At 51.3% G+C, this 24757-nt stretch carries 24 protein-coding genes and 3 tRNA genes; 4 read left to right on the top strand and 23 right to left on the bottom strand.

Translation table 11 applies throughout. The features are described 5' to 3' along the window. Positions 1 to 206 precede the first annotated feature (206 nt). From ACTNCH_RS12770 to ACTNCH_RS12760, 3 genes are read right to left on the bottom strand one after another with little or no spacing between them, the layout of a single operon-like run. Positions 207 to 1322 carry an aminopeptidase gene (locus ACTNCH_RS12770; protein WP_441018429.1) on the bottom strand — a complete coding sequence of 372 codons (1116 nt, stop codon included), beginning with the start codon at positions 1320 to 1322 and terminating at the stop codon, positions 207 to 209. A gap of 43 nt (positions 1323 to 1365) precedes the next feature. Continuing rightward, positions 1366 to 3909: a hypothetical protein gene (locus ACTNCH_RS12765; RefSeq protein ID WP_441018427.1), complete on the bottom strand. Its 2544-nt coding sequence runs from the start codon at positions 3907 to 3909 to the stop codon at positions 1366 to 1368. Beyond that, positions 3906 to 5156, bottom strand: a complete 1251-nt coding sequence (locus tag ACTNCH_RS12760; RefSeq protein ID WP_441018425.1) for a class I SAM-dependent methyltransferase — start codon at positions 5154 to 5156, stop codon at positions 3906 to 3908. Before ACTNCH_RS12760 ends, ACTNCH_RS12765 begins: the two co-directional genes overlap by 4 nt. A 202-nt stretch (positions 5157 to 5358) precedes the next feature. Between ACTNCH_RS12760 and ACTNCH_RS12755 the strand changes: the two genes are divergently transcribed. After that, positions 5359 to 5763 (top strand): amino acid-binding protein, encoded by a 405-nt coding sequence (locus ACTNCH_RS12755; RefSeq protein WP_441018423.1) that lies wholly within the window; start codon positions 5359 to 5361, stop codon positions 5761 to 5763. 134 nt (positions 5764 to 5897) lie between these two features. Here the strand turns inward: ACTNCH_RS12755 and ACTNCH_RS12750 are convergent, their stop codons facing one another. The 7 genes from ACTNCH_RS12750 to ACTNCH_RS12720 all read right to left on the bottom strand — a co-directional run bounded on the left by ACTNCH_RS12750 (position 5898) and on the right by ACTNCH_RS12720 (position 12602). After that, positions 5898 to 7526 carry a peptidoglycan DD-metalloendopeptidase family protein gene (locus ACTNCH_RS12750; RefSeq protein ID WP_441018421.1) on the bottom strand — a complete coding sequence of 543 codons (1629 nt, stop codon included), beginning with the start codon at positions 7524 to 7526 and terminating at the stop codon, positions 5898 to 5900. A gap of 71 nt (positions 7527 to 7597) precedes the next feature. Continuing rightward, a complete protein-coding gene (locus tag ACTNCH_RS12745) occupies positions 7598 to 8107 on the bottom strand; it encodes a shikimate kinase (RefSeq protein ID WP_441018419.1) in 510 nt (169 codons plus the stop codon). Beyond that, positions 8104 to 8679, bottom strand: coding sequence for a flavin reductase family protein (locus ACTNCH_RS12740; protein ID WP_441018417.1), 576 nt, complete (start codon positions 8677 to 8679; stop codon positions 8104 to 8106). The genes ACTNCH_RS12745 and ACTNCH_RS12740 overlap by 4 nt, the downstream gene beginning before the upstream one ends. Before the next feature lie 58 nt (positions 8680 to 8737). After that, a complete protein-coding gene (locus tag ACTNCH_RS12735; RefSeq protein WP_441018415.1) occupies positions 8738 to 10402 on the bottom strand; it encodes a putative manganese-dependent inorganic diphosphatase in 1665 nt (554 codons plus the stop codon). Positions 10403 to 10898: 496 nt separating this feature from the next. Next, positions 10899 to 11516, bottom strand: a complete 618-nt coding sequence (locus ACTNCH_RS12730; RefSeq protein ID WP_441018413.1) for a bifunctional 4-hydroxy-2-oxoglutarate aldolase/2-dehydro-3-deoxy-phosphogluconate aldolase — start codon at positions 11514 to 11516, stop codon at positions 10899 to 10901. A gap of 25 nt (positions 11517 to 11541) precedes the next feature. Continuing rightward, the gene (lepB, locus tag ACTNCH_RS12725) at positions 11542 to 12093 is read right to left on the bottom strand and encodes a signal peptidase I (protein ID WP_441018411.1); all 552 of its coding nucleotides are present in this window, start codon (positions 12091 to 12093) and stop codon (positions 11542 to 11544) included. 11 nt (positions 12094 to 12104) lie between these two features. Further along, positions 12105 to 12602, bottom strand: coding sequence for a hypothetical protein (locus ACTNCH_RS12720; protein ID WP_441018409.1), 498 nt, complete (start codon positions 12600 to 12602; stop codon positions 12105 to 12107). A gap of 228 nt (positions 12603 to 12830) precedes the next feature. Here ACTNCH_RS12720 and ACTNCH_RS12715 point away from each other — a divergent pair, with 228 nt between their 5' ends. Together ACTNCH_RS12715 and ACTNCH_RS12710 are read left to right on the top strand one after the other, a co-directional pair. Beyond that, complete coding sequence (locus ACTNCH_RS12715) at positions 12831 to 13367, top strand: ECF transporter S component (RefSeq protein ID WP_441018407.1); 537 nt, start codon at positions 12831 to 12833, stop codon at positions 13365 to 13367. A gap of 31 nt (positions 13368 to 13398) precedes the next feature. Continuing rightward, positions 13399 to 14529, top strand: coding sequence for a pyridoxal-phosphate-dependent aminotransferase family protein (locus tag ACTNCH_RS12710; RefSeq protein ID WP_441018405.1), 1131 nt, complete (start codon positions 13399 to 13401; stop codon positions 14527 to 14529). 54 nt (positions 14530 to 14583) lie between these two features. Here ACTNCH_RS12710 and ACTNCH_RS12705 read toward each other — a convergent pair whose 3' ends face one another. The 12 genes from ACTNCH_RS12705 to ACTNCH_RS12650 form a co-directional block, all read right to left on the bottom strand. Continuing rightward, positions 14584 to 16083 carry a hypothetical protein gene (locus ACTNCH_RS12705; protein ID WP_441018403.1) on the bottom strand — a complete coding sequence of 500 codons (1500 nt, stop codon included), beginning with the start codon at positions 16081 to 16083 and terminating at the stop codon, positions 14584 to 14586. A 16-nt stretch (positions 16084 to 16099) separates the two neighbouring features. Then, positions 16100 to 18229 carry an ABC transporter permease gene (locus ACTNCH_RS12700; protein ID WP_441018401.1) on the bottom strand — a complete coding sequence of 710 codons (2130 nt, stop codon included), beginning with the start codon at positions 18227 to 18229 and terminating at the stop codon, positions 16100 to 16102. Positions 18230 to 18244: 15 nt separating this feature from the next. Next, positions 18245 to 18943 carry an ABC transporter ATP-binding protein gene (locus tag ACTNCH_RS12695; RefSeq protein ID WP_441018399.1) on the bottom strand — a complete coding sequence of 233 codons (699 nt, stop codon included), beginning with the start codon at positions 18941 to 18943 and terminating at the stop codon, positions 18245 to 18247. 202 nt (positions 18944 to 19145) lie between these two features. Further along, positions 19146 to 19343, bottom strand: a complete 198-nt coding sequence (locus ACTNCH_RS12690) for a DUF951 domain-containing protein (RefSeq protein ID WP_441018397.1) — start codon at positions 19341 to 19343, stop codon at positions 19146 to 19148. Further along, a complete protein-coding gene (locus tag ACTNCH_RS12685; protein WP_441018395.1) occupies positions 19333 to 20055 on the bottom strand; it encodes an NAD-dependent protein deacylase in 723 nt (240 codons plus the stop codon). Before ACTNCH_RS12685 ends, ACTNCH_RS12690 begins: the two co-directional genes overlap by 11 nt. Before the next feature lie 34 nt (positions 20056 to 20089). Beyond that, entirely contained in the window at positions 20090 to 20908 is an 819-nt protein-coding gene (srtB, locus tag ACTNCH_RS12680; RefSeq protein WP_441018393.1) for a class B sortase, read from the bottom strand. Between the two features lie 46 nt (positions 20909 to 20954). Continuing rightward, on the bottom strand, positions 20955 to 21590 hold the full coding sequence (locus ACTNCH_RS12675; protein ID WP_441018391.1) for a 4'-phosphopantetheinyl transferase family protein: 636 nt from the start codon (positions 21588 to 21590) through the stop codon (positions 20955 to 20957). A gap of 1 nt (position 21591) precedes the next feature. After that, positions 21592 to 22005: a C-GCAxxG-C-C family protein gene (locus tag ACTNCH_RS12670; protein WP_441018389.1), complete on the bottom strand. Its 414-nt coding sequence runs from the start codon at positions 22003 to 22005 to the stop codon at positions 21592 to 21594. A 39-nt stretch (positions 22006 to 22044) separates the two neighbouring features. Then, entirely contained in the window at positions 22045 to 22239 is a 195-nt protein-coding gene (locus tag ACTNCH_RS12665) for a hypothetical protein (protein WP_441018387.1), read from the bottom strand. Between the two features lie 173 nt (positions 22240 to 22412). Next, positions 22413 to 22483: transfer RNA gene (locus tag ACTNCH_RS12660), tRNA-Cys, on the bottom strand. Positions 22484 to 22532: 49 nt separating this feature from the next. Then, positions 22533 to 22604, bottom strand: a tRNA-Glu gene (locus ACTNCH_RS12655). A 114-nt stretch (positions 22605 to 22718) separates the two neighbouring features. Further along, positions 22719 to 23690 carry a D-2-hydroxyacid dehydrogenase gene (locus ACTNCH_RS12650; RefSeq protein WP_441018385.1) on the bottom strand — a complete coding sequence of 324 codons (972 nt, stop codon included), beginning with the start codon at positions 23688 to 23690 and terminating at the stop codon, positions 22719 to 22721. 166 nt (positions 23691 to 23856) lie between these two features. Between ACTNCH_RS12650 and ACTNCH_RS12645 the strand changes: the two genes are divergently transcribed. Beyond that, positions 23857 to 24420 carry a 3H domain-containing protein gene (locus ACTNCH_RS12645; RefSeq protein ID WP_441018383.1) on the top strand — a complete coding sequence of 188 codons (564 nt, stop codon included), beginning with the start codon at positions 23857 to 23859 and terminating at the stop codon, positions 24418 to 24420. Positions 24421 to 24478: 58 nt separating this feature from the next. Here the strand turns inward: ACTNCH_RS12645 and ACTNCH_RS12640 are convergent. Further along, positions 24479 to 24550: transfer RNA gene (locus tag ACTNCH_RS12640), tRNA-Asn, on the bottom strand. Positions 24551 to 24757: the final 207 nt, after the last annotated feature.

Below are 24757 nucleotides of genomic sequence, written 5' to 3'. Positions count from 1 at the left end.
AAACCAATAAATTAGACAATCTGGGTGGGGGGTTTTTTTTTTAAATTGAAATTTTTTGCGGCCGGCGCCCGCGGCCCGCCCACGGCCCCCCGGGGGGGGGGGGGCCCCCCCCCGGGGGCCCCCTTTCTCCTTCCCGGGCTGTTTTTCTATAATACCACCTTGTACTATAACGTCAGGAGCTTCAAATTGTTCCAAGTTCTTCTGTCTTAAATCAATTTCTCCGGGTTCAGGCACTCAAGCTCCGGTATTATGAAGCGGCCGTTTTTCCGGATCAGGCGGTCATCGAACCAGATCTCGCCGCCCCCGAATTCTTCCCGCTGAATCAGCACCAGATCCCAGTGAATGGCGCTGACATTACCGTTGGGCGCTTCGTCGTAGCAGTTGCCCGGGGTCAGGTGAATGGAACCCATGATTTTTTCATCAAACAAAATGTCCTTCATGGGCTGAAGGATATAGGGATTCACGCCGATGGCGAACTCACCCACATAGCGGGCGCCCTCGTCCGTATCCAGAATCTGGTTCAGCCGTTCTGTATGATTGGCCGTGGCCTTCACGATTTTGCCATTCTCAAATTCCAGGCAGACATTCTCAAAGGTCGTGCCCTGGCAGATGGACGGCGTATTGTAGGTGATGACGCCGTTAATGGAATCCCGTACCGGCGCGGTATACACTTCTCCGTCCGGAATATTCATCTGCCCGTCGCAGGCAATGGCCGGAATATCCTTGATCGAAAAGGTCAGATCGGTTCCCTTCGCCGTCAGACGCACCTTGTCCGTGCGGTTCATCAGGTCTACCAGGGGCTTCATAGCCTCGCTCATCTTTGAATAATCCAGGTTACAGACGTCGAAATAAAAGTCCTCGAAGGCCTCTGTACTGGTGCCGGAAAGCTGGGCCATGGATTCGTTCGGATAGCGCAAGACTACCCACCGGGTCTTCGGCACCCGGATATTGTGATGAACCGGCGTCGCGTACAGGGTTTCATAAAGATGCATTTTTTCTGAAGGAACATCAGAATACTCCGACACATTGTCTCCGCCGCGCACGCCGATGTAGCAGTCCATCTTCGACATTTCCGCCGCGTCGATTTTAGCCATCAGCTTCAGCTGTTCCTCCGTACAGCCCAGCAGCATTTCTCGCTGGACCTTCGGATTTGTATAATGGGGAAAGGGCCGTCCGCCTGCGGCGTACACTTCCTTGATAAGCTGCCGTGCCAGCTCTTCCGTGGACGGGCCGGTATAATGGACGTATACGTTATCGCCCGGCTGTACTTTACAGGAATAATTTACCAGATTTTTTGCCAGTATTCGGATTCTCTTGTCCATGTCTGTTTCCTCCTGATATTAAAACATTCTGAACGCTTTTTCTTTATTTTTCTGTTTCCGGCAGGCACACCAGGAACAGATTACCCAGTTCCGCAAACTGTTCTGTGCTGTCGTTCATACCGCGCTTACTGCTCTCGCAGGTCAGCGGATCCGTCACCACAATATTCTGCGGATCATAACCGGTAATCAGCTCTGCGGTATTTCCACCCTCCAGCGCCAACACCGGATATCCTTCGCTTACATAGTAGAGAACCATGCTCACCGAACAGCCGGACAAATCCAGCACCCGGCCCGTGGTCTGAGCGGATAAAATCTCATAGGGCGTATAGCCTTCCTCCAGATATGCGCTGATGTCGCTGTAGCTCTTCCGGGTTCCCAACAGAAGTTCCAGCGCCGCCTGCAGACTGGATTCTCCGTCCTTCTGCTGCGGATTACTCATAGCTCCCAGATTTGTCCGGGTCTTTCTGCCGCCTCTGGTCCACAGGGTATTCTGCTGCGCGTCCACGACGAGTCCCATATTGTCATAAGCTGTCTGCACCGCCCTGTTGGCCGACGCAAACGCGCCCGCAAAGGTGCCGTCAAAGCCGTACACATAATAATGGGAATCCGCTGCTCCCTGTTCCGGCTCCAGCGTCCGGTTCCCCTCAAACACTACCTGCTTCGGCGTCAGGGTTCGCAGCTTGCCGCTGCCCCTGGTGCCCGACAGGGCAAAATAATACTCCTGTTTCTTGGGTTCGCTGCTTTTGGTCTCCAGAGATATCTTTTCCACAATTTCTGTGGTTTTATTCGTAATCGGCTCCGGATCCGCCGCCTCATATCCACCCTCAGCAGTCTTCCGGACACAGTTAAGGGAAATCCGGTTGCTCTCAATGGTAATATCTGTCACATATTTTCCCTGGGCCTCATAGTCAAATTCCCGGACAAGCTCGCCTTGCTCATTTTCAATGATAATGCGGCCCATAGGGAACAGTTCGTTGCCGGTCAGGCCCTTCTGTACATCGCTTTCCCGGGCCTCCCCGTAGATAAAGTCCGTACCCATAAAGCCCAGTGCCCGGATATAATATCCTTCGTCCGCCTGAATCTCCCGGCTTTTGCCCGTATCCAGATTCAGCACCGCCACATTTCGGGACGCATACAGGGAATTTTCTTCGTGCCAGGCAGCCAGATGGCCGTCCTCGGATATCATACCGCTTCCGGCCGCGATTCCTTCGTCTATCGCCTCGTACTCCATGGTATTCAGGTCGATCCGCAGTACCGTTTCCTTCAGATAAAGGAAAAACTGTCCTGCATCATTTACGTAAGCCATCGAGCCCATTCCCGCCTGCAGTACTGCAAAGGATTTTGTGTCGGCCAGGAATACCCGCTCCTCCACAGAATTGGTCAGCGCGTCATAGGTATACAGGGCCACGCCGGTCTCCCCCTCGTGATTTCCCCGGTTCATATAACCATAGACCAGGAAATCCATGCTGCCGGACTCGTCTACCTTCAGAATCCGGATGGCATGCTCGTCGTACGCGCCCCGGAGGTCATCGCCCTGGCGGAACCCAAAGACCAACGAGAGCTTGTTCTGGGCCACATCGTAGCACCAGAGCTGCCCGTTCTGCACAAAGCCGACCACATTTTCCTCATCATTTTTCCGGTATTCCACCGCGCTGTTCAGGATACCCAGCTTCACGCCGGTTTTAGTAAAAATCTCCAAGGTCGGATCAAAAATCCTATCCACCTTCCGGTCATAATTCAACAGATACATCCGCTGCGGGGTATAACGGACCCGGTAGGCCTCCGTCACCTCATAACGTTCCGTCTCTTTTGCGTCATTTTCATAGGATATCTCATACTCCAGCCGCACGGAAGCTACCGAACCGTCTACTTCCGTCAGATACATCCGGACTCCGTCCGGGTCCGGCTCCTGTACCTCCATATCGCTCCAGATCAGCTGCTTATATTTGGAATGGATCGACACGTGCGCCAGGGATTTGTTGCTGATGCTGTCGTCTGATTCCAGATACTGGGCAATGCTGACGGTATTATTTTTGTCAAACAGGGCGCTGTGAATCTCGTCCACAAAGGCCAGGCACTCGTCCAGATGATTTTCCCCTGTTTTCTTCACATGTGTGTAATAATATGCTTCCCGATCCTTTTCCAGACCCAGGCGGATCACCAGCAGATACTCTTCATTTTCGTCTAACAGATCCTTCAGCTTCAGGCTTGCCTCCAGCGTCCGTCCCGAACGGCTGTAATCGGTAATCTCGCCGTCCTCTACCAGTCTTGTGGTATCCGCGCTCCGCACCTCATAGCTGATCTTCTGTACCTTGGCGTCCGGATACTCTACCCGGAAATCTACAATCCGATCCGTCGGAAGCGGATAAACCGCGTCCCGGATTGTGGCCGCGTCCATGTTCTTTGTATAGCCGTGGAGCAGATTCAGCTCCCGGCCCTCCCGCTCCATGTAAATCAGCGGCAGGGTTGCGTCGGCCATTTCCGCCGTAGAATCCGTATTGCCCGCCATCAGAAAATAGCTCATACCGGCCACGCCCAAAAAGAAGGCCGCTACGATAGTCGTGATTCTTATTACTAGCTTTTTCACCGGCTCTCTCCTTTCGCGTTTTCGGTATGTCTGCGTCTGGCGCGGTAGCTCTCTGCCGGAGACGCGCCCGCATTCAGAAGCTTCTCCAATGTCAGGTCTGCATGCAGGGCTTCCGCGCAGGCCTCAAAAGCCGCTTCCGACGCTGCTCCCGCTTTCTTTCCGTTCTTCCGTTTCACCGCGCGAATCAGAATATTTTTCGGCGTATGCTCCATGTCGATAAATTCCAGCAACTGTGTCTCATAGCCCTGTTGCTCCAGAAGCTCTGCCCTGAGCCCGTCCGTCGCCAGGGCCGCGATACGCTCCTTTAACAGGCCATATTTCAGAATCGGAGCCAGAGTTTCATTTTCTATCTGCCGATTTAGCTCATGTTGACAGCAGGGAACTGACAGAATGACACTGGCGCCCCATTTTACTGCCTTGTAAATGGCGTAATCCGTAGCCGTATCGCAGGCATGCAGCGTCACGACCATATCTACCCGAGTGCAGCCCTCGTATCCGGCAATGTCCCCCTGCAGGAAGGTTAGTTTATCATAACCATATTTGCGGCTGAGTTCGCTGCATTTGCGGATGACGTCCTCTTTCAGATCCAGGCCGATAATCCGCACATCCAGCCCCTGGCACTCCCGCAGATAATAATAAATCGCAAAGGTCAGGTAGGATTTTCTGCAGCCAAAATCCAGAATGGTCAGCTCCCTGCCTTTCGGAAGCGCCGGAAGGATATCCTCCACAAATTCCAGGAAACGGTTGATCTGACGGAATTTATCGTAACGGGCGTGGACGATCTTTCCCTCGGTGGTCATGACGCCTAAGTCCACCAGGAAAGGCACCGGACGTCCCTCCTCCAGCAGATAGCGCTTTTTCTTATTATGTGCAAGCTCCTCCCGTTTTACGCTTTTCTTTTCGTCACCGGGCAGCTGTTTCCCTGGCTGGCGCTTTTCTTTTACCGTAACCTTGCCCTTCTTGCTCACCAGCGCGGTCACCTGGCCTGCGGCTGCCTGCAGCTGAAGCTGGCAGAACACGTCCGTCATCAGTTCCGCAATCCGCTCGGCCGCCTCGGCTTTATCCAGATTTTCATGAAAGGCCTTGGGACCCCGGAAAATCTCGGTCTGAAATTTCAGTTCCTCCCGCAGCAGCACCGGACGGATCCGGGCCTTTCCTTCCTCCCGGCCCTTTCGCGGCGCGCTTAAGGTAATCAGCTCCAGATTTTCATTTAAATATTTTTCCAATAATGCTTTTAATTCTTCCATATGCTATACTTATTTTATCACTTGTTCCATTTCTATATGATCAGTTCCTTAAATTGTAACCAGTATAGCACAATCTATTTTTAAATACCATTGTAAAATACGGCGGCCTGTGTTATGATGGGATTAGTTTCGCACTGCAAAGTTCTAAAGTTCCAGGGAATGTTTCCTGAATCTATATTTTTTTGAAGAGAGGAGTTTTATTATGTTACAGCAGTTATCGATCTATGCCGAGAATAAGAGGGGCACCATGCAGAATATCACAGAAGTGCTGGTCCAGGAAAATATCAATATCTGGGGCTCCTGCACCAATGACGGCGCTGAATACGGCATTAACCGCATGGTTGTTTCCGATCCAAAGAAGGCTATGGAAGCCCTGGAGGCTGTGGGTTACCTGTGCAAGCTGACCTCCGTCATCGGCGTGGAGGTGGAAGACGAGGTAGGTAACCTCAATAAGCTTCTGAAGGCCCTGTCCGAAAGCAACATCAATATCAACTACATCTACCTGTCCTTCAACCGCGCGTCCGGCAAACCCGTCCTGGTATTCCAGACCCAGGATACAGCCGAGGTTGAGGTCTGCCTGAAAAATAAAGGATTTTCGGTGGTATAAGTGGTATAAGAATGTGCCCTTGGCACATTCTTGCGCCGAGTGCGCATCTTTCTTTTGTAGAATAGGGAATTCTATCGGAATTTCCTATTCTACAAAAACAGCCCGGAGCGTTGGCTCCGGGCTGTTTTTTTCTGTCAGTTCAGATACGGCAGCGGATTTACCTGACTGCCATTGATAATAATCTCAAAGTGTACATGGGGTCCCGTACTTCGTCCTGTATTGCCGCTCAGCGCAATCTTCTGTCCCTGGGTTACCTTCTGCCCGGAGGATACCAGAATCTTGCTCAGGTGGCCATACCGGGTCTGCTTGCCGTCCGGGTGACGGATGGTAATACAGTTGCCGTATCCGCTGAACCAGCCGGCCTGCACCACTGTACCGCCGCAGGAGGCCATAACCGCCGTACCAATCGGGCACGCCCAGTCCACACCCTTATGCATGCGGCCCCACCGTCTCTTGAATCCGGAGGTAAAGCGTCCGCCGGAAATAGGCTTAATATAGGTCGGCGGCGTCTGGGTTCCGCGCTCCACAATCTTGGGAACCGGCTCCTGCAGAACCGTTTCCGCAATAATATCGCGGCTCTCTTCCACGCCATTTTTCTTTGTTATCATGGCCGTTACCTCATGATATCCGGCCTGTGCCTCCTGGCGCACCTCTGTCTTCGTGGTGTACCATTCGTCATTATCGATATACTGCACCTCTGCATCGTATTCTTCCTGATAGGTGGACTCCTCCACTGTCTTTACCGAAAGCTCCGGCTCCGGTACGGTAATAATAATCTCATCGCCCTCATGAAGCACCGTATTTTCACTCATGCCCTCGTTCAGCGCCAGCACCTCCGCTACACGGAGACCGTTGCTGTTGGCAATCACAGACAGGGTATCCCCTGCCTTTACTTCATAGATCTCATTCTTGGCCGTATCCTTCGTCACCAGATCCACAGCCTCGTTGGTCGGCGTAATCTCATCCGGTGACACATAAGCCTCGGCAATCTCCACCTTTTCCGCAAAATCCACGGAACGCAGGCCGTCGCCCTCCACCTGGGTCTCCGCCTTTTCCTCCGCATTCTCCTGCTGCACGTCCTCCTCGGTAACCGTCTTGGTAATGACGCTCTCCACCGCCTGGCTCACATCATATTCGCCCACGCCCGCGCAGGCCTCTCCAATGCCGGCGATACCGCCCAGCTTGGCCATTTCTTCCGCCGTCTCCTCAGCCGTATTCTGCCGGGACACCTCTACGGTATATACATTCAGATCCCGGGCCGCGTCAGACACGATATTGATCTGGAACTCATTCTCCGTATCAAACCGATCCTTGGTGGCATACAGCACGTCCATGACGTCCTGATAGCTTCCCAGCGTCACCGTGAACTCATTGATCTTCATCAGATACGCCTTCTTCTTGGCCTTTGCCACCACCTGGCTCAGCTCGTTGTAGAAGGCGTCGGTCAGCGTCTCGCTGTCCATGGTAGAGCCGAAAATCTTCGGCACCTTATCCAGCTCATATTCCACGTCCGCCAGCACCAGTCCGTCGGTCTCCCGGGAGATACGGGCTCTGGCCTGCAGAAACGCGTTTTCCACCACGGAGGGATTCCGGACGGAACCCACGGTCTTACCCGCCAGCGTAACCTCGTAATAGCTGTTGCCGCTTCCGAAGCCGCTTCCGATCAGGGGAACGCCCAGCAGCATACAGCCGCAGGTAATCATCATAGATTCCGCAAATACCAGCTGTGATTTTTTATTCCAAAATAATTTCTTTTTTTTCATTCGTCCGATTCTTCTTTAATCTCAAGTACACCCCGGATCGGCTCCGAGGTGTAATAATTTTGTAATATTTTTTATTTTACCAACATTTCTAGGGCTTGTAAAGTCTTTTCTAAGGTTTCTTCCACGTTCAGTCCATCCTCTTCGATGGTCACATCCGCGTATTTCTCATACAGTCCTTCCCGCTCCAGATACAGGTCATGCAGGGTCTGCCCGTCCCGCAGCACCACGCCGCGGCCCTTTACGTCTCTAAGTCTTGAACGGACCGCCTGGTAGGAAAGCCGCAGGTACACAATCACGCTGATTTCTCCCAGGTGCCGCATGGCTTCTTCTCCGTACACCACGCTTCCTCCGGTGGCAATGACGGCGTTGGCAGGATTCAGGCCCGCATTGACCCGGTTCTCCACCGCCAGGAAGCCGTCCGGGCCGTCCCGCTTGATGATGTCCTTCAGAAGTAGGCCTTCCTCCTTCTGGATGACCAGATCCGCGTCAATAAAATCCTTTCCCATCATTTTCGCCAGAATGACTCCGATGGTGCTCTTTCCGGCTCCCGGCATTCCTATCAGTACCACGTTCTTTTTCATCGTTTGCCCTTTCCTTTGCTGACTTTTTTCCTGGCTGGCTTCTTCCGTACGCTGTAGCCGAAAGTGCCAACCTCCTGCCCCAGGGTAAAATAGGTTCCGTGAGAGTAGGCAATCAGGCCCGTGCTGTTCAGCTCAAAACGCCCATTTTCGTTCAGATAAGCCTCGTCCACCGTCACGCCCAGCACCTCTGCCAGAAACATATGATGGGTTCCCAGCTCTTTTACCTCGGTTACCCGGCACTCAATATTCACCGGGCTCTCCTCGATGGTGGGCGCGTATTTCAAATGCTGCGCTTTTCCCGGCGTCAGATGCATTTCCGCAAATTTATCCACGTCCCGGCCGGAGCGCACGCCGCAGTAATCTGTGGCCTTCACCAGGGCCTTTGTGGTAAGGTTGATGACAAATTCCCCTGTCTCCCGCAGGATCTCGTAGGAGTAACGGTTCGGCCTTACGGAAATAGATACCATGGCAGGGTCGGAACATACCGTTCCGGCCCAGGCCACTGTAATAATATTCGGTTTTTCTCCTTCCCTGGCGCAGCTTACCATAACTGCCGGGAGGGGGTAGAGCATATTGCCTGCTCTCCAGTGCTGTTTTTTATGTGCCGTTCTATTTTCCATAATATTCCAATTACCGCATTTCTTCCATCTGCTGAATCATGCCTGCCAGGGAAGGAATCAGCTGCTTCTTACGGGATACCAGTCCCTTCAGCACATAGCTGTCGCCATCCTCAGGCAGCTGGAATGCTTCCCGGACCAGCGTATCGGAATTGGGTCCGTAGCAGAGAAGCTCGGTAGACTCCTTGATGATATTGGTCAGCATGAAGAAAATCATATTGAGACCGCTCTCCCGGTGAGCCACCGGCAGATAGGGAACCAGCTTCTCGCGAATCTCCTCCAGCTCCACTGCGTTCATGGAGTTGATCTGACCTACGCCAAACTCCACATTTCCCACATTGAAGCGCTTGAAATCCTGATAGAAAATCTCCTCTGCTGTACGGGAACCCAGATTACTGCCTGCCGAGAACATATCCACAGCCAGATCCTCGATTTCCACGCCCGCAATCTGCGCCAGATGCTCTGCCGCCCCCTTGTCAATCACGGTACAAGTGGGGGAACGGAACATCAGCGTATCAGATATGATAGCCGCGCACAAAAGTCCCGCTATCTTTTTCGGAATCTCCACGCCCCGCTCCTGATACATCTGATACATGATGGTTGCGGTACAGCCCAGGGGCTGATTCCGGAAAAATACCGGAGACATGGTTTCCAGGGTTCCCAGACGATGATGATCGATGATCTCCAGAATCTCCGCGTGATCCAGACCGTCCACCGCCTGGGTCTCCTCATTGTGATCCACCATGATGACCTGCTTCCGCTTCAGATTCAACAGGTTTCGTCTGGAAATCATACCGATATAATTATCGTCCTTGTCTACAATCGGGAAATCACGGTAACGCTTCTGACCCATGATTTCCTTGATGTCGTCGGTCTTCTCATTGACATTAAAAATCGTCAGATTCTCGGATTTCATAAAATACCGGATCGGCATACTCTGGTTAATCAGACGTGCCGCCGTAAAGGTATCGTGGGGCGTGCTGATTACCACGCAATGGTGCTCCTGTGCCAGCTTCTTGATGGTCATGGAAACCTTGGCTCCCTCGCAGACAATGATGCATCCTGCCCGCATCTCAATGGCGCAGAGCTGGGATTCGTAGCGGTTACCCAGAATCACCAGGTCGCCCTCCTCTATGTAATCCTCCATCAGATCCGGGTTGGCTGCGGCAATCAGCACCTTACCCCGGTTATAATAATCCTCCGGATCTCCCACCAGAATGGTGCCCTCCAGAGTGTCGATGATATTCCTATACTGGGTATTGGCCTGAGCCAGGATCTTGCTGTCCAGTACGTCCATATAAGAGGTAGCGATATCACCGATGGTAATCAGTCCCTCGATCTTGCGTTCCCTGGTAATCGGCAGTGTCACCGCCCCGATACGGCGCATCAGGTTCCACGCCTGCTTCAGGGACAGATTGCCCTGCACGCCTTCTGTCTTTCGTATCTCGATGTCCTTCACCTGGGTCATAACGTCGGCCACGTACACCGGCGCCTCTGCCTGGAAGAAATTCAGGACATACTGGGTCTCCTGATTCAGCTGTCCCGCCCGGGCTGCGATATAACCGCCTCCCTCCAGCGTGTTTTTCAGGTAAGCGTATGCCAGCGCCGAACAGATAGAATCCGTATCCGGATTTTTATGACCGATAATATAGACCGGTCTGGTTGCGTCTTTTTCCATTTTTAACCCCTTTTATTGCAAGACTATTAGTTAGTTCTATTTTATCATTCCACACCGCCTGTATACAAGTGGTATTCCTGTATTTTTCCGCGTACTTTCCTTCTTATCCCTGACTTCTTCTGTCACGGACATTTTTCCAAAATTCCGCTGCTCGCGGACATTCTTCCGCTTTGTGCGGACTGCACGATTTTTTCCATATATTTCCCATCATTTCTCTGCGTTTTGCCGAAGCCATTTTTCCCGCACTTCTGGCTTTTTTGTTTATTTTACCCTGTTTTTCGTGAGATTTTTCTGGTTTTTGTACGCTTTTACATTAAGTTCACATTTTATTCATATTTTGTTCATAATTCATTGCTATACTAAAAACAAGTTAAGGAACGAATTCCTTAACCGTTTAAAAAGTTTTCACTACACATATAGATAAATTTTTTCATAATAGCCTCGGCGTACCTGGTACGTCGGGGCACTCCTCATTTTATAGGAAACTTTTATACCATCAGTTCCCTGTCTGCATATGGGCTTCAAATTCTCTGACCGACCGGAGCATACCGGCTTCATTCTGTTCCAGAACATCCTGCTTTTTAAAGAGCCCCCAGCAGGTTCCCACATACTGATACCCGCCATCCAGATACTCTTTTACCGTTTCCGCGTTGACTCCGCCAACCGCCATCAGCGGATAATTTCCCAGAGGCTCGCATACCTTCTTTGCGTACCCTTTGGAAAATTCATTGGCCGGAAATACCTTCACAATGTCCGCGCCGTTTTCAAACTGTGTCAGAATCTCACTTGGCGTCAGAGCCGCCGGAATTGCCGTCACCTTTCTTTCATGACAGTATTCTATCATCTCTTTCGTATAGCCGGTGGGCGAGAGAACAAAGCTTATGTCTCGTTCCAATACCTGCTTCAGATCCCGGAAGGTAATCACCGTTCCGGCGCCAATATTTAACGCCCCCTGAAATTCTTCCGCAATCTTCGAAAGAATCCCAAGGGCGTCCGGTGTATTTAACGTAATTTCTACATTTTTTATCTTTTCGCTCTGTACCAGCACCCTGCATACGCTTCTGACCTGTTCATAGGTGAAGCCTCTCTGAATCGCTGTGACATTTCCTTTCATACGCATTATCTCCCGGGCAATTTTATTATCTCGTCATTCCCATATACACAAAGACCCGTCCGGTGATATCGGCCGCCTTTACCGCCCCGAAGCTCCTGGAATCCTTGGAATTTTCCCGGTTATCTCCCAACACAAAATAACTGTCCGCCGGAACCGTATAGGGATAGGTCACCTCTGCCGAAGTACTTTGGGTTTTTCCCACCGCTGTGGATATCTCCCGCAGCTTTCCGTTGACCAGAAGCTCTCCCTCTTCGGAAAGCTCCACCACGTCCCCCGGCTCCGCAACCACACGCTTGATATATTCCACACCGTCCGCCCGATGGATAATCACCAGATCATTGGTCTGATAGGATTCGTCCAGCCGGTAGAAAAGCACCACTTCCCCGTCGGTCAGCCCCGGCTCCATGGAGCTTCCGCTGACCACTGCCAGACCGATCACATAATGAAACGCCGCGTAAATCAACGCTGCCAGCACCACACATTCCACCACAAACCGCCGGAATTCCCGACGTCCGTACAGACGTCTTTTTCGTTCCTCCAGTATTCCGTCCACCGACTGAAGCTGTTCTTTCTTCATCTGTATCCTGCTTACTCCTGTTCTGCCAGTTCTCCGATTCTGGTCTTCAGCAATAAGAAACGCTCATTCAGGCGCTCCAGCTCCTCGCTGATCATCGTCAGCTCGCGCTTCTGCTTATCCGCTTTTTCCTGCATCTGCTCCTGCATTTCCCGGCGGATCTCCACCCGGGCCGCCGCAATCTGCTCCTGCATCCGGTCATAGGCTTCCTTCTGCTCCGCAGACAGACGTGCCTTCATATCCTCCAGCTCCTCCTGCTGCTGTTTCCGGAGCTGCTTTAGCTGTCCCCGGTTCTGATCCCGCATCTGCTGGGCCCGACTCTGGTACATCTTATTCAGCTGCTGCATTTTTTCATAGACGTCTTCTTTTTGAAATCCAAATATTCCGCTCTTCAATTTCATATTCCTCACAAAATCTGTAATCTCCGGAAACTCTACCTCTATGGTATCCTGCACAATCTCCGGATACTCCAGCGGCTTGCCCTCTACGATTGCTTTGCTCTGATCCTCCATGTTGTCTCCCCCTTTGCACGACCCTTTTGTCTTTTTCATCATACCGTATAATCCGTGATTTTACAATACTTATTCTATTTTCCCACTTTTTCCGTCTGTTTTATATGATATTTATAACTGGACTGGTTGTTTTATTAAAAACTGGCTATTTCAAAAATACCAGTTTGCACGTATAGTAGCAGCTAACAACAGCAGAACATTGCTGGGAAAGAATGAGGAAATTTATCTATGCTGAACACAGAAGCAGTTGCCGTTAAAAAAACCGGCATCACCACCAGGGAACTCGTTATCGACGCAATGCTGATTGCGCTCACCTATATCTTCACTGCATTTGTCAACCTTCGCCTGCCTATCGCAGCCAACGGCGGACTGATTCATCTGGGAAATGTACCTCTTTTCCTGGCCGCTATCATCTTCGGACGCCGCACCGGAGCTCTGGCCGGAGCCTTTGGAATGGGGCTTTTTGACCTGCTGTCCGGCTGGTATCTCTGGGCTCCGTTCACCTTCGTGATCGTAGGTCTCATGGGCTTTACCGTAGGCGCTATCACCGGGAAGCATCACGGCTACGGCTGGAATACCCTGGCTATCGCCATTGCCTGCGTCATCAAGGTAGTTGGCTACTACATCGCGGAAGGCTTCATCTATGGCAACTGGATTGCTCCGATGACGTCCATTCCGGGTAACCTGGTACAGATTGGCGTAGCAGCAATTATCGTGATCCCGATCGCGGAGCGTCTGAGAGTTACCGTTCAGAAGAGACTGTAATAAAGTTTCACACATTCAAAGGAGAGTTTACATGTACGAAATTATGACGCCCGGGCCTACACAGGTCCGGGAAAATGTGCTGGCAGCCAGAAGCCTGCCCTGTACCAATCCGGATCTGGATCCGGACTTTTATACGTTCTATAAGGAGACCTGCGAGCTCATCAGCGCCCTGCTTTATACCAAGAACGAGGCGCTGATTCTGGGCGGCGAGGGGATCTTGGGCCTGGAAGCAGCCTGCGCCGGACTGACCGAGCCGGGCGACCGGGTGCTGATCATCGACAACGGTGTATTCGGCAAGGGCTTTGCGGACTTTGTGAAAATGTACGGCGGGGATCCGGTACTCTATACCGTGGATTATCTGGAGACTGTAGACGTAACCGCTCTGGCGGCTTATCTGGAGCAGGATCACAATTTTAAATACGCTACCGTGGTTCATTGCGACACCCCCAGCGGCGTACTCAATGACATCGCCCGTATTTGTCCCCTTTTAAAATCCTATGGCATTCTGACCGTCGTGGACTCTGTCTCCGCCATGTTCGGCGAAGAGGTCCGGGTAGACGATTTTCAGATCGATCTCCTCTGCGGCGGCTCCCAGAAGGTGGTTTCCGCCCCTCCGGGACTGACCTTTGTGACGGTAAGCCCTGCTGCGTGGACAGCTATGAAGGAGCGCAAGACGCCGATTGCTTCGTTCTACGCGAATCTGATGACTTTCGACGGCTATTTTGAAAAGCAGTGGTTCCCCTATACCATGCCCATCAGCGATATCCGGGGATTACGGGCAGCCTTTGAAAATATTAAGGCAGATACGACCATCCTGGAGCGGCATGCGAAAATCGCCCAGGCAGTCCGGACGGCGCTCACTTCCTGCGGGCTGAAGCTGCATACACGGAACGGATATTCCAATACGGTATCCGTCTTTGATGTTCCGGAAGGAACTACGGCTGCAGCGATTCTGACGGCAATGCGGGAGCAGCACAATATAATGCTGGCCGGCTCCTTCGACGTGCTGGAGGGCCAGGTAATCCGGATCGGGCACATGGGTGAAAACGCCCGTGTGGAGAAGCTTACGGCTGTGATGAAGGCACTGGATGCAGTGCTGCCGGAGCTTGGCGTACCGATGAAGGGATCGCTTGCGGAACGCTATCTGGAAGCTTTGAAATAGAATTAGGCTAAAATGGACGTGGCTGCGGAAAAAATTTTCCGCAGCCGCTGTTTTTTATTTCTTTATCTCTTCCGTCTCTACGATAAAGCGTACGCTTCCGGTCTTGCCCTCGGCAAGCCCCGCAAAGCTATCGTAGCTATCGTCGGCTTCCTTCACTGCACGCAGGCGGTTGATCACATTACGGAAGTCGGAGCCACCCAGTTTGGTGAGCTCGGCAATGCCATCGCCTTTGAAGTCACGGACGCCGTCGCATAGTTCTCTGACGCCGTCCAGGGCTTCGCCAAAGCCATCATAGAGCTCGCCGCCTGCGGTGCAGAGGGTGGTACCCCCTTCGACAACCTTTTCCGTACCTGTATAAAGGTGGCTGCCGCTTTCTCCGGATTCTCCCGTTTTTCCATCTGACGCGCTAAGGGCTGCGCTTAGCTGCTCCAGCCCGCTCTGCAGAGCCGCCGCGCCGTCAGTCAGGGCTTTGCTGTTCGCGTTCAGCTTCCCGGCTCCGTCCTTCAGCTGATTCACGACATCCCGAAGCGCCGTCACCCCGCTGGTATATTCGTCCAGATAACCATCAAATTCCTTGAGGCCGTCATAAAGCTCGCCGACGCCCTCGTCCAAATCCTCCACCCCGTCCTTCAGATCGTCCATACCGTCCGCGAAGTCGTCCGCGTCCTTCAGATCGTCTGTGTCCAGCTCCTCCAGCAGGCCCGGCGTAATGATGGTGGCGGTAAATTCCAGCTCAAATTCTTTCGCGTCCGCAGTCACTTCCACGTATTCAGGAATGTCGATATCTTCCGTCACTTCATATCCGGTCAGCTGCAGACTGTCTGTCAGCCCCGGCATGGCGTAACCAATGACCAGATTCTGGTCGTCCATATTCATCAGCTTGCCATTGGTTACCTGAATATTGGAAAAGGTATCGGAAGGCAGTGCCAGAGCCGACATAACCAGGAACGGCGTCTGCACCTCGCAGGCTTTTTTCTTTACCGTCACGGTTTGGGTGGCTGTATTTTCATAATCAAAACGGATTTTGACCTGACCGCTCTTTCCTGCCAGCTTTGCGGGACTTATCTGCTCCCCGTCCAGGTAGTAGCTGACCTTCACCCTGACCGGCGGCTCTGCGTCGCTGGTTCCCTTATAGGATATATCCTCACCATGATTTTCCCAGATAAGGCTTCCGTCCGATCCCTGCGTATATTCCTCGTCTCCCCTGGTGTTGCGGATTTCCTTCAGATTGCTCTGATCTAAAATATCCGCTCCATCGGAGGTATGCTTCAGTGCGGTTTCCACTGTGATCTCTTTGGTGTTTCCCTCTGGATCTGATTTTATGTAAACCATTTCTGTCTTATCCTTTTCCAGAGATGATTCCCGATGTTCCGTCGTATCCTCGGAACTACTTCCGGAAGCACTGCCTGCCGCCATCTCCCCGGAAGCCGCCTTTTCCTCCTCCGTCGTCTTCGTTTTTTTCAGGCTAAGACTGACCGTCGCACCGGCTGTCACCACTGCCAGCAGAACCAGGAGCAGTGCCAGCTTCTGCCGCAGTAATTTCTTTCCGTCCATAATCTCACTCCTCCAGTTATTCCACATTTTTCAGGGCCGCATCCATGGGCACATGCCGAATTCTCCGGTATTCCAGAAGGGCCACCGCCAGATATGTCACAAAGCCCAGCACAAACATTTTCACATAGATCTCCGGCCCGATATAGAAGGTAATCCAGCCGCTGATACTGCTCAACATCATCATGCGGAACAGTACCACCATAATCTCATATTCCACCGGCAGGCTTATCAGTAAAAACAGAATTACCATCAAGATGGTTGACATAAGATATAATCCGCTGATTTCCCGGTTGGAATATCCCAATATCTTCGTCATAGAGATAGACTGGGCGTTCTTTTCAATGATGATTTTCGACAACAGATAGACCAGCACCATAAACATCAGTATGGCAAACCCATTGACCAGCCCCATCATTCCTCCCATGGATACGTTCAGCTGCCTGGAAATTTTTGTAAGAGTCTCCGCATCAATGACAGAACTGATGTATTTTTCATCCACGTCCGTAATCTCCGTATCCGACAGATAGCCGCTGAAGTAATCATTTCCCAGATCAAACAGAGCGTTTAGCTGTTTCTGGGGCAGGAATACAGTCAACCCTCCCTCGTAATGATAGATCCCGTCTACCCGGAAGGTATAAGCGTCCGTTCCGTATTCCTCATAAAGAGTGATCTCATCGCCGGGCTTCAGAAGATATTTCTCCGCGTAAGCCGAGGACACGTACACGCCTCCGTCCTGAAATCCCAGGGGAATATACCGGCTGTGATCCTGTAATCCATAGAGAGCCACGCTTTCCTTCTTATAGGGCTCCTCCGGGGTATTCAGGGAATAGGCGCTGAACTTCTCAGCGTCCTCATTTTCCGTCTCCACCTCACTCTGAAAATACAGCATGGAAATCATACTTTCCAGCTTCTTATCCTCATTCATGGCGTCATAGGGTACCTGCAGGATATACTGATACTTGCTCAGCAGGTTTTGTTCGATTTCCGCCTGATAATGATCAAGAACTGCCGGGAGGGCCAGGCCGAACATCAGCAGCATATTGGCGAACAGGATTCCGATAAAAAGAATCAGATAATTGCCTGCATTCTGGAAAATGACTCTTAAGCGGAACCGGGTAAAAAAGGGAATGTGGCGGCTCAGCGGCACGGCATGCTTCTGCTTCCTGCGGCTCAGATCCCGCCGTAGAAATTTAAGCGGCGACAGGCTCAGTTTCCGGCGGAGCACCAGATAATTGACCGCCATCATCAGCAGCATGGGAATCACCGTAGTTTCCACAAAGGCTTCTCCATTCCAGACAGTCACATAGGTAGGCAGGCTGTAGCTGCCGTAATACATGGCTGCGCAGACCTCCTTCAGGCAGGTATACCCCAGGACATTCCCCACCAGGGCGCTTCCCATATCGTCACCGGTAAACTGGATGGCCTGATTCTGATAGGCAGGCACAAATTTTTCCAGATCTGCTTCCTTTAAAATTCCCTGCATCAGATCCTCGGCGGCGTCCTGTTCCGGCTCGCCCTCCTCCGGCGTCACATCGTATTTCCAGGCATAATTCCAGTACAGCTCCTCCTTGCCAAAATCAGCAAACATCTCCGGCGTCACGATCGCTACGCCAAATTTCACTGCATCGAACATGCTGTCATTGTTATCGGAAAACAGACAGCTGTAATCCGGCAGGGCCACCAGTCCGGTAATGGTCCAGGAACGGGTGCTGCTCTCCAGCCTGTCGCCCACCGACAATCCATTATTATCCGCGTACATACGGTCGATGGCAATTTCGTCTGCCGACGTCGGCATGTCTCCCTGCATCAGGCAGACCCGATCCACCTGATCCCGATTCGGATAGATACGTAAGGTGCTGTCGTTGGTCAGAGCCTCCTCCGCGTAAAATAAGTCATATATTGTGACGCCCAGTTCCTGAATGGCCTTCCGTTGGGCTTTATTGGCCTTTTCACCCAACCGGAAATTGCCGTCCTCGATATTGTATTTTTCAAATCCTTCGTTATAAGCAATGATCATACTGCCGTCCGCCACCAGAAAGCCTGATACCAGACTGATGGTTCCGGCCAGCAAAAGGAAAATAACCAGATATTTTCCAAATTCGCTTTTCAGCTCGCGCAGAAGACGCTTACGCAGCGGATTTTTCATCTTGCACTGTTCCTCCTACCATTCCAGCTCCTCTGCCGGAATCCTGTGCTCATTCCGGTAATCCTTACGGATCATACCGTCCCGGAGCCGCACCACCCGATCCGCCATATCCTTGATGGCGTCATTGTGGGTAACCATGATGACCGTATTCCCGTATTTTTGGTTGACCGTTTCAATCAGCTTCAGAATATCCTTGGAGGTCTGATAATCCAGGGCTCCCGTAGGCTCGTCGCAGAGCAGGATATCCGGATTTTTTACTATGGCGCGGCCGATGGCGGTCCGCTGCTGCTGCCCGCCGGACAATTGATTGGGCAGCTTTTTCCGATGGTCGTAGAGTCCCAGCGTGCGGAGCAGCTCATCTATGTCCAGGGGCTTATCGCTTAAGTACGCGCCTACCTCGATATTTTCCCGGACGGTCAGGTTGGGAATCAGATTGTACATCTGGAAAATGTACCCCAAGTGCTTCCGTCGGTAAGCCGTCAGCTTCTTCTCCTTCATATCGGCCATCCGCTCACCCTCGATACAGATATCTCCCTCGTCCGCCGCGTCAATGCCGCCGATGATATTCAGAAGTGTGGATTTTCCGGAACCGGAGGGACCCAGCAGCACGCAGAACTCACCCCTGTCCAAAGACAGGTCAATGCCCTTCAGCACCTGGATACGGCTGTCGCCGGAGCCAAACGATTTTTTAATGTTGTTGATGGTAAGAAACATAACTTCCTCCTGATGACTATAACTGCATAGACCAACGCCTTTTTTTCTTTGGTTAGTTAATTAAAACTAACCGTCAGGGAAATTATAGTACATTGTCAAAAGGATTTCTATACTTTTTCACTTGTTTTTTATTTTGTTCGCAAAAAAAATGTACAGGACTATGCGTAAAAGCATAATTCTGTACATTCCTGTAAAAAATCCGCTAAATGCCTGCGTCTGCCTCCGGTCTCCTTACGTCCCGGGTATTCTTCTCTACCAGCCGTCTGGCAATCATAATCTGATGGCCGCAGCCCATACATTTCAGACGGAAATCCGCTCCTACCCGTAAGATCTCCCACTCGGAGCTTCCGCAGGGGTGCGCCTTTTTTAATTTTACAATATCTCCAACCTTATATTCCACTTAGAACCTCTCCAATATTGCCCTGAATCAGCAAATCCGCGCTGGCGTCCCGGGGCGTCGCGTCCCGGTTAATCACCACCAGATGCTTTCCGTTGAAATAATCGATCAATCCCGCTGCCGGATACACCGCCAGGGACGTGCCTCCGATGATCAGCATATCCGCCTGGGAAATGGCCCGCACCGCGCCCCGGATGGTCGCATCGTCCAGCCCCTCTTCGTAAAGTACCACGTCTGGCTTGATGATACCGCCACACTCGCACCGGGGAACGCCCTCGGAGTGAAGCATATAATCCATATCGTAGAACTTTCCGCATTTCTGACAATAGTTCCGGTGTACAGAGCCATGGAGCTCATAGACGCATTTACTTCCGGCCATCTGATGGAGCCCGTCAATATTCTGAGTCACCACAGCCTTCAGCTTCCCAGCCGCCTCCAACTCCCAAAGCTTCCTGTGCGCCGCATTGGGCTTCGCATCGGGACAGAGCAGCTTCTTCCGGTAAAACCGGTAAAATTCCTCCGGATTCCGCAGAAAAAAGCTGTGACTGATAATCGTCTCCGGCGGATACTTCCACTCCTGATGGTAGAGGCCGTCGGTACTCCGGAAATCCGGAATTCCGCTCTCCGTAGACACACCGGCTCCTCCGAAAAATACGATTGCGCTGCTTTCCTCCACATACTGCTTCAGAAGCTTTATCTTATCCTCTGCTGCCATAATTACCCCTCCTGTCCACGATACTCACAGCAACCTAATATAATTTCTTTGCATGCACCAGGAACCGTTTTTCCCCCTGTCTGGTACAGGTAGACAGGGTAATGATGGAATCCTCCTTCGTTACCGTCACGCTGGTATCATACTGGGAACGCCCCTTAATGGTGTTCAGATACTCCTCATAAACCTCATCCGGAGCAAAGCCGATGGTATAACTGTCACTGTCTGCCTCTGCCTCATATACTGAAAAAATCTGGTAAGCATGAGTTCCGTCCGCCAGGTCGATATAGATATTCGGGTGCGCCACCAGATAAGACGCAGAGCGATACTCCTTCAGACCCGCAAACATAGAACCGTTCTTCATATTATGTCCATAGATGATCGTATGTAAGTCCGTGAAATCCCCGCTGTTTAAGGTCTCCACAAAGATACTTCCCGCGCTGTTCACCTTCTTGCTGAAGGTATGGTTCAGATAATAGGAATCATCGCCGGTGCGCATCAGCGGATAACTGATCTGCGTACCCGGGATCTGAATCCAGCCCACCGTATCCGGATTCTGGGACTGCAGCTCGCTGATGGCCACGCGCTGTACCTGTTCTTCGGTCCCGTTCTCTTCTTCTGCGCCGTCTTCCTCTGCAGCGTCTGCTTCCTCCGCCGTCTGCTCCGGCTCTTCTGCCGGATCACCTGACACATAGGTCTGCAGCTTATCATATTCATCGGTTCCTGCCTTATATTCCAGGAAAATACTGGATAACTGCCAGATACTGATACCCAGCGCCACGATGCAAATCACCAATACAACCATAAGCGGGATTGATTTTTTGCTCATTTTCTTTTTTCTTTTTTCGTCCGCCATGATAGCCTCCCTGCAACCTTTCCCGTTGCTATTTTCATTACTTTCCTCATTTTACCAGAGGCTCCGGGAAAGATCCAGCAAAAAGCCGCTGATTTTTATATCTGATCTCTATCTCCTGCGGCGGCTCCCCTGCCTGCGCACAGACTGCCATGCTGACCTTTTCACCCGGTATCCGGCAATCTTTCACCTGATAATCCTCCGGGCGAAGCTTCTGCTCCACAAGGACTCCCGTCGTGTCGAAAGCCCCCAACGGCACACGCAGTCCCTCTCCGATGGCCTTCAGAAAACTTTCCTTCCGCACCCAGAGATCACAAAATGCCTGTACCGGCTCTTTTGTTTTCTCCGTTATTTCCCCGCCGCAAAAGCCGCGAATCCATTCCCGCTCCCGCGGGTGAAGCTTATCCACAATCCGCCGCCATTGGCGGTGTTCTTTCCACATTTCGATGTCCACGCCCACAGGCTTATCCCCAAAAGCACAGGCCACATAGGGACCGCTATGGGAAATACTGATAAAAATATCCGGGTAATCCTTCAGACAGGGTTTTCCTTTTTCGTCCTTTTCCACCTGAATTTCCGTTTCCGATATCACGCCTTCCGCTTTCAGGGCAGAATAAAGCAACCGTCTGGCTGCCCCGGACGGTTCTTCCGTTTCCTCCAGCCGCATTACCCGGATCTGTATCATCTTATTCCTCCGCAAATAATACCTGCTCTGCAATCGCAGCCGCATCCTCGATACAGCCGTCGCAAGAACGTAAGGGACATCCGGTTTCCACACCCTTCAGCTCCTTACAGACGGTAGAACCGTTTTTCTCCTGAAATGCCGCTACAATCTTTTTGGACAGCTGATAGCTTTTTCCCTTGGATACCGGATTTTCCAAATCTCCGCAGCTATTCTTCAGTCCCGCCAGGAACACTGCTCCCGATACTGCTCCGCAGGTGGCCTGCATACCGCCCATACCTGCGCCGAAGGCTTCCGTAGCCTTAAATGCGGTCTGCTCATCCATTCCTACCAGATCGCAATACGCGCATGCCACTGCCTGCGCGCAGTTATATCCCTTCGCATGATTTTCCAGTGTCTTCTGTACTCTGCTTTCCATTTGAATCTCCTTTTCTTCTATTGTCCTGTTTCATCACTGCTATTTTTTCTGTCTGTCCAACAGCTCCATCAGTGCCTCATCACTGTCGGAAATCCAGACATCCTCTTCTTCCTCATTCAAGCCCAGATACTCCCGTAAGGTACAGGTTTCATCGCTGTTTCCCCAATCCTCGATGTATTTGTCAATGGCTTCAAAGGGCAGATCGCCCGCAAGATATTTTTCCTTAAATTTCATAGATTCCTCCCTTTTCTAATCCGGCCGGCTGTTCCCGCGCCGTTTCTTCTCTCTGCTTAGTATACTACAGTTTTCCGGGTTCTACAAAGTATTTTGCGTATTTGTCCATATCTCAATAACAAAAAAGAGCCTAAAACCTGAATATTATAGGCTTTAAACTCTTCTTCTAATAGAGGCGACAACCAGATTTGAACTGGTGATCAGGGTGTTGCAGACCCACGCCTTACCACTTGGCTATGTCGCCATCAACTGTTATATTATATCATAACGGAAGCAATCCGTCAAGATATAAATGACTCCTACGGGAATCGAACCCGTGTTACCGCCGTGAAAGGGCGATGTCTTAACCGCTTGACCAAGGAGCCTTATTTATCTGCCCCTTTGGGCGGGCTTTAGCTCGGTTTTATTTGCCGTGCCCGATTATATTATCATATTTTCCAGATGTTTGCAAGGCTTTTTTCGGGTTTTCTTAAAAATATTTATTGAAAATGATTCACCACATTCTCCGGTTTGCCCGCCAGAAAGGCCTTCACATTATTCACGCTACAGTCCATAATGCGCTGACGGGCCTCTTTGGATGCCCAGGCGATGTGGGGCGTAATCATACAGTTCTTTGCCGTCAGCAGCGGATTGTCACCCTTAATGGGTTCAGCGCTTACCACGTCCACGCCTGCCGCCAGTACCTTACCGCTGTTCAGCGCGTCAGCCAGATCCTGCTCCACAATCAGCGGACCCCGGCCATTATTCAGAATAATAACGCCGTCCTTCATCTTCGCAATGGTTTCCTGATTGATGATTCCCTCGGTCTCCGGGAACAGCGGACAATGCAGCGAAACGATGTCAGATTCCGCCAACAGCGTCTCTAAGTTTACATAAGTTCCTATTTCTTTCCCGCTGTCACACTCGTGCGGAGAATGTGCCAACACCTTCATTCCAAAGGCCTTCGCAATCCTTCCCACCTGCTGGCCGATTCTGCCGAAGCCTATAATGCCGATGGTTTTTCCGGCCAGCTCAATCTGCGGATAATCGCAGAAACAGAAGTCCGGACATTTCTCCCAACGTCCCCCATGGACTGCTTCGGAATGATGCGCCACATGATGACAGATTTCCAATAGCAGCGCAAAGGTAAACTGTGCTACGGTCTCCGTACCATAGCCCGGCACATTGGACAGCGGAATCCCTTTTTCTCCCGCATAGACATAATCTATCACGTTATAACCGGTGGAAAGCGCGCCGATATAGCGGATAGAGGGACAGTTGTCCAGCACCCTTCTGGTGATCGGAGTCTTATTGGTAATCACGATTTCCGCATCCCCGATACGCGCGATGGCTTCTTTTTCGTCCGTCAGAGAGGTACGGTCATACACGGTTACATTTCCCAGCTTCTCCAGTTCTGCCCAGCTCAGATCGCCAGGATTTTCTGTATATCCATCCAGTACTACGATTTTCATTCGGTTTCTTCCCCCTTTCCTGCTTTTGCTTCACCTTGCTCATTTAGAAATATTATATCACATGACATTCTCTCACAAAACCGGAATGTGCAAAAATATGCAAAAAATATCCTTCTAACTGTCTTGCCACCTGTCCTGCCAGATGTTACAATAAAGAAACAGTTTTATGAGCAAGAAAGGAGTTCTCCGCATCATGACAACCGCACAGCGCAGAAATGAAATTTTACAGATATTAAAGAAGGCTGAAGCCCCTATCGCTGCCAAGGATCTGGCTGCTCATTTTGGTATCAGCCGCCAGGTGATTGTGCAGGATATGGCCGTGATACGCGTCTCTACACCCGGCATTCTGTCTACCACCCGCGGCTACATTATCCAGCAGGACAACGGCAATTCCCGAGAATTTAAGGTCTGCCATACGCCGGAGCAGGCAGAAACGGAAATGAATCTTATCGTAGATTACGGCGGCCACATCCGGAATGTCAGCATCAGCCATCGTCTCTATGGCCGGATCTCTGCCGATATGGATGTCCATTCCCGGCAGGATGTTCATGAATTTCTGGATGCTTTGAAAAATAGCCGCTCCAGTGTCTTAAGCAGCGCTACCTCTGGCTATCACTATCATCTGGTGGACGCCGATACCCCGGAACGTCTGGATATGATTCAGAGTAAATTGCAGGAAGCCGGATTTCTGGCGCCGCTGCAGCCCTGGGAACAAAATCAGGCTGAATAATCAGCTTGATTCGGAACATAACAAAAACCCTGTAAGCAACGCTTACAGGGTTTTCAAGCTCCCCGAGTAGGGCTCGAACCTACGACATTTCGGTTAACAGCCGAACGCTCTACCACTGAGCTATCGAGGAATATCAATTTCAGATACCATAATACCTGATCACCCGGCTTCTGTCAAGTGTTCAGGTACTTCCTTGTACCTTCAAAACTATATACTGCATATCTCTTTAGACATTTTCTATCCTATGACGCTTCGCGTTCCGCTTTCGCTTCACACTCTTGGTCAAGCCCTCGACCTATTAGTAACAGTCAGCTCCATGTGTTACCACACTTCCACC

The organism is Candidatus Merdisoma sp. HCP28S3_D10, assembly GCF_052065835.1.
Classification (GTDB): Bacteria; Bacillota; Clostridia; order Lachnospirales; family Lachnospiraceae; genus Laedolimicola.
This window is presented reverse-complemented; position numbering and strand designations above follow the sequence as displayed.